Origin of the sequence: Neobacillus niacini (assembly GCF_019749295.1) — a bacterium.
Lineage (GTDB): Bacteria > Bacillota > Bacilli > Bacillales > Cytobacillaceae > Neobacillus > Neobacillus niacini_D.
Genome location: NZ_JACWFG010000003.1, coordinates 1 through 4,756, shown reverse-complemented (window position 1 = coordinate 4,756; position 4,756 = coordinate 1). Strand labels below are relative to the sequence as shown.

The window sequence follows — 4,756 nt, the reverse complement described above, 5'->3', positions numbered from 1 at the left end:
GCTTGGCGTGAGAAGAGGTTTGGGTCAATGGAGAGGTGCTGGAGTGACCGAAGCTTGGCGTGAGAAGAGGCTGGGGTCAATGCAGAAGTGGTGAAAACATAAAAATATCGAGAAAAGAGCTTTCTCGACATTCTGAAGCCGCATATTCGCGGCTTTTTTTGCTATCCTTTTGCTTTAGAAGTAGAAGTCATTCCACCAGAAAGAATAAATTTCATTGCATCCTCCGGTTTAACATCAATAATTTCGACTTGCTCCTTCGGAATTAAAAAAGTAAATCCAGCGACCTGAAAGGTTTGCGGAACGTAGACGGCCACGTGGTTCTTAAGCGGGCTATAAAATTCCTCCAACTGTTCGGAAGTAATAAATCCCATACTTCTCATCTCTGTACCAGGGATAACAACAAGCGCCACTTTTGAAAAAGACTTTTTCTCGCCCAAAAAGGATTGAACAGTATCTTTTATGACGGAGTAGATCGTTTTTACAACAGGAATCTTCTCAAGCAATTTATCAATGAGTCTAATAACACTGCCGGTAACAAATTTTGTAGATAACCAGCCTAACAGAGTAATCAAAATAATCGTTGTCAGCAATCCGATTCCAGGAATATAATCCTCCTCTAAATAAGGTCTTAATGTGTTTCCGAGCAGTCCATCGAGAAACAGAAACGTTTTGTAAATAACAAAGATTACAAGAATAATGGGCACAATAGTTAAAATACCGTTAACAAAGCTCTTTAAAAGAGTTTTCACTTTTATCACCTACATTTTCATCATTGATTCTCATAATATAGGCGAATGCACAGACAGGTCAAGTACCTATTACATAAAGTAAGAGTGTTAACAGATAAAAACCTTAAGGAGTGAATAGGTATGTATGGACATGGATTTGGTCAAGATTGTTGTGGAATGGGTTATGCAGCACCAGCAGTAGGTGGATGCGGTTTTGGTTATGGAACTTTTGTATTAATCGTGGTGTTGTTTATTCTATTAATCATCATCGGTGCAAGCTACTGCTGAACCCCAAAAGACTCAGGTGAAAAAGCCTGAGTCTTTTTTGTTATTTTCTAAAAGTAAGCTAAACACGAACGATTATATTTTATTTTTAATTATAGTTCGTTTTTATTGTTGACTGTCGGAGAAATCTCTGATATATTTACCAAGGGTTAAGTAAATACATAGTTCTTGGAGGTTTTGGACAATGGAAAATAGATATGATGTTATAGTAGTGGGTGCAGGCCCAGCGGGGATTTTTACCTGTTATGAACTTACACTAAAAATGCCGAACGCAAAGGTGCTGTTAGTGGATAAAGGGCATGATATTTATCGGAGAAATTGTCCAATTTTAGAAAATAAAATAGAGAAATGTCCTCCAGCTGCTGGAAGAAAAGAGTATGCCGGGTGTTTGCCGGCCTGTTCAATTACGAGCGGTTTCGGTGGTGCGGGTGCATATTCTGATGGTAAGTTTAATATTACGAGTGAATTCGGCGGTTGGATGACGGACTATCTTTCTGATTCCCAAGTGGTCGATTTAATTAAATATGTGGATGAAATCAATTTAAGTCATGGTGCAACAGAAAGTATTACCGATCCTCTTACCGATAAAGTTAAGGATATCGAGCGCAGGGGCTTTGCGGCTGGATTAAAATTGTTGCGAGCTCAGGTACGTCACCTGGGAACCGAGCAAAACTTACAAATTATGAAAAGTATCTTTGAATACTTAAATGACAAAATTGATCTGTCTTTTAAAACAGAAGTTCAAGATCTGATTACAGAAAAGACACCAGATGGGCACGTTGTTAAAGGGATCAAGCTAAAAGGTGATAAAGACGTTTTTGCAGAGAAGGTCGTTATTACGCCTGGACGCGATGGTTCAAAATGGCTGACTGAAGTATTAAAGGCGCGCCGTCTAAAGATGACTAGTAACCAAGTTGATATCGGTGTTCGTGTAGAAACATCCGATATTGTTATGCAGGAAATCAATGAGAATTTATATGAAGGGAAATTTGTATTCAATACATCCGTTGGAACTCGGGTACGGACGTTCTGCAGCAATCCTTCAGGCCATGTAGTGGTTGAAAATCACTCAGGTATCATGCTTGCAAACGGTCATGCTTACAAGGATCCAAAACTCGGAAGTCCAAATACAAACTTTGCTCTACTTGTCTCTCATACATTCTCTGAACCTTTTGACAAGCCGAACGAATATGCGCATGAGGTATCACGCCTTGCGAACTCCCTTTCAAACGGAGGCTTAATCGTTCAAAAGTATGGCGATATCTTAAAAGGACGCCGTTCAACGGAACGAAGAATTAAAGAGGGCTTCATCGAACCAACACTAAAAGAGGCGGTTCCAGGTGACCTTGGACTAGTTCTTCCTTATAATACACTTAAGAGTTTAATTGAAATGACAGAGGCATTGAATCAAGTTACGCCGGGAATTGCCTCAGAACATACATTGTTCTACGGTGTCGAAGCGAAATTTTACTCTGCAAGACCGAAACTAAATGACCGTTTTGAATCAGAAATCAGCGGATTGTATGTCGGAGGAGACGGTGCAGGAATTACTCGCGGACTTGCCCAAGCAAGTGCTTGCGGAGTCTGGATTGCAAGAGATATTATCAAAAAAGCAACAACTGAACGCAAAAAAGAAACAGTTATGGCCTAAACCCGCTAAATTAGCGGGTTTGTTTTTATGAGATACGAAGTTCAATGTGCTTATCCGCGATAAAACGAATATATCCGCGTTAATTCGTATATATCAGCGATAAATCAGTTATATCCGCGTTAAATGAAATATATCCGCGATGCTACCATGGAACAGTTTCCGGATGGTACGTTCGACCCTTATATGTACCAGTACCTTTAAGATTCATAGATAGCAATATTCTTCTTGACGTATCTGGTGAATCTATTTGAGCAAATTTTCGAAACTGCTGGTTTGTTATTGTTGTACCAAACAGTAAAAAATAATCCATTAATGCTAGAATATGAGCGTCGGATGAATATTCCTTGCATGAGGGGCAGAACCACTTCTTTTTTTTACGAATCATAGGCTTGTGAATACATAGAGGACATAACACACCAGTTAATAAATCAGAAACTTTTATTTCATATTGTTTTAGAATCGAGTTAGTAGGGGGAGTATTATTTTTCAGTAACAGCCTGCTAAGTTTTCGGAGATTTTTTTTCGAGAGGATATTTTCTAAATGAGAATTTTCAATTAGATGCACTTTTTTGTGGAAGCTGTGGGACTTACAAATGCGTTTTCTTACTTCAGAGCTCGTTCCTTGGAATACAAGAACAGCATTTGTATTATTGATAACAATTAGATAATCAACTGGGACAGGAGGAAAGTTATTTTCAGCTAACAGTTTATTTATGTAGGTTTGATGTCTTTGAACCTGAGTAACCGGGTCTGAATACCCTTTTATTTTATCACCAACCTTTTGATAAAATTGATCATTGATGGAGTCAAATGTTAATTCTCCTGTCATGTTTTTAACTTCAATGATGAGTGCTAATTGTGGAGAAATAAGAAGATTATCAATCTGGTAAGTGGATTTGCCGTCTGAGAAATTTAAATCGTGGAAAATGATGAACTTACTTCCAAGGAGATGCTCGATAAGGGTATCAAGGTATTCTTCACTATTGTAACCGGCTTCTCTTCTAGAAAGTTCCTCCGAAATATGAATTCGTTTTGGATGATTCTTAGGGAGTCGTCGCAATAATGCTCTTAAAATTAAAATTTTTAACGGAATTGACCGTATTTTTCCTATCAAACTCATCATTCCTTTCTGTTTATAAGTTATTTCGTTATAAGAATTTAATCTTCCTTCTGAATCTTGTATAATTTTATTGATTATTGTCAGTTTTGTGTCGGGAAAATAGCTTGACATAGTAAGTAAAAATATTTATCCGCGATAAAACGAATAAATCCGCGTTAAACGAAATATATCCGCGTAAAACCCGATATATCCGCGATGGCCCTCTAAATGTTAAACTAATTTAAAAAAGGAGGCGACACATAGTATGCTGCCAAATCGATTATCTCCAGGTGATGAGATTAGAGTGATTGCGCCCTCAACGAGTATGGCGGTCATCAAAGGAAAGCAGGTGGAACTCGCAACACAGCGGTTAAACCAACTAGGCTTTACGGTGACCTTTGGTAAAAATGTTGATGACCATGATGAATTTTTCACGACTTCGATTGAACAAAGGATAGAAGACTTACATGATGCTTTTAGAGACCCAAATGTAAAAGGAATTCTAACAGCACTCGGCGGCTATCATGCCAATCAGCTATTAAACTACATAGACTATGATTTAATCAAAGCAAATCCTAAAGTATTTTGTGGGTATAGTGACATAACGGCGCTTAGTGCTGCTATTTATCATAAAACGGGGTTAATCACCTATTCTGGACCGTTTTTTTCAACGTTTGGTGTGAAATATGGGATAGATTACACGCTTCAATCTTTCCTCGAGGCTGTAACAAATGACGCGCCATATGAAGTCAATCCTTCCCCAGCCTGGAGTGATGATAAATGGTATAGTCAAGTCCTGATAATTGTGTAAATTCAAAAGTACCTGTTTTCAGCTTCACCTTTGCTTATTCTCTATCCATACCCTTACATTTTTTTTTGACGAAACTTCCATGGTTTTTTATCTTCATATCCGGGGAGGGTTGTCAAAGGCTTTTCACTTTGACAACCCTCCCCGGATATGTAATCATTCCATGATGGAAGTGAGTCGAAAAT

At 38.3% G+C, this 4,756-nt stretch carries 5 protein-coding genes; 3 read left to right on the top strand and 2 right to left on the bottom strand.

The window, feature by feature from the left end; translation table 11 throughout:
• Positions 1–161: 161 nt before the first annotated feature.
• Positions 162–749 carry a DUF502 domain-containing protein gene (locus H0184_RS05700; protein ID WP_221822483.1) on the bottom strand — a complete coding sequence of 196 codons (588 nt, stop codon included), beginning with the start codon at positions 747–749 and terminating at the stop codon, positions 162–164.
• A 120-nt stretch (positions 750–869) separates the two neighbouring features.
• Here H0184_RS05700 and H0184_RS05695 point away from each other — a divergent pair, with 120 nt between their 5' ends.
• Positions 870–1,016 (top strand): YjcZ family sporulation protein, encoded by a 147-nt coding sequence (locus H0184_RS05695; protein WP_313771723.1) that lies wholly within the window; start codon positions 870–872, stop codon positions 1,014–1,016.
• Between the two features lie 181 nt (positions 1,017–1,197).
• Positions 1,198–2,664 carry an NAD(P)/FAD-dependent oxidoreductase gene (locus tag H0184_RS05690; protein ID WP_221822481.1) on the top strand — a complete coding sequence of 489 codons (1,467 nt, stop codon included), beginning with the start codon at positions 1,198–1,200 and terminating at the stop codon, positions 2,662–2,664.
• 142 nt (positions 2,665–2,806) lie between these two features.
• On the opposite strand, the gene H0184_RS05685 is transcribed toward H0184_RS05690, so the two are convergent.
• On the bottom strand, positions 2,807–3,778 hold the full coding sequence (locus H0184_RS05685; protein WP_221822476.1) for a nuclease-related domain-containing protein: 972 nt from the start codon (positions 3,776–3,778) through the stop codon (positions 2,807–2,809).
• 250 nt (positions 3,779–4,028) lie between these two features.
• Between H0184_RS05685 and H0184_RS05680 the strand changes: the two genes are divergently transcribed.
• Positions 4,029–4,574 carry an LD-carboxypeptidase gene (locus tag H0184_RS05680; protein WP_221822474.1) on the top strand — a complete coding sequence of 182 codons (546 nt, stop codon included), beginning with the start codon at positions 4,029–4,031 and terminating at the stop codon, positions 4,572–4,574.
• Positions 4,575–4,756: the final 182 nt, after the last annotated feature.

Coding starts and splice junctions, on each gene's coding strand:
- H0184_RS05695 (WP_313771723.1), top strand. CDS start 870: ATGTATGGACATGGATTTGGTCAAGATTGTTGTGGAATGGGTTATGCA.
- H0184_RS05690 (WP_221822481.1), top strand. CDS start 1,198: ATGGAAAATAGATATGATGTTATAGTAGTGGGTGCAGGCCCAGCGGGG.
- H0184_RS05680 (WP_221822474.1), top strand. CDS start 4,029: ATGCTGCCAAATCGATTATCTCCAGGTGATGAGATTAGAGTGATTGCG.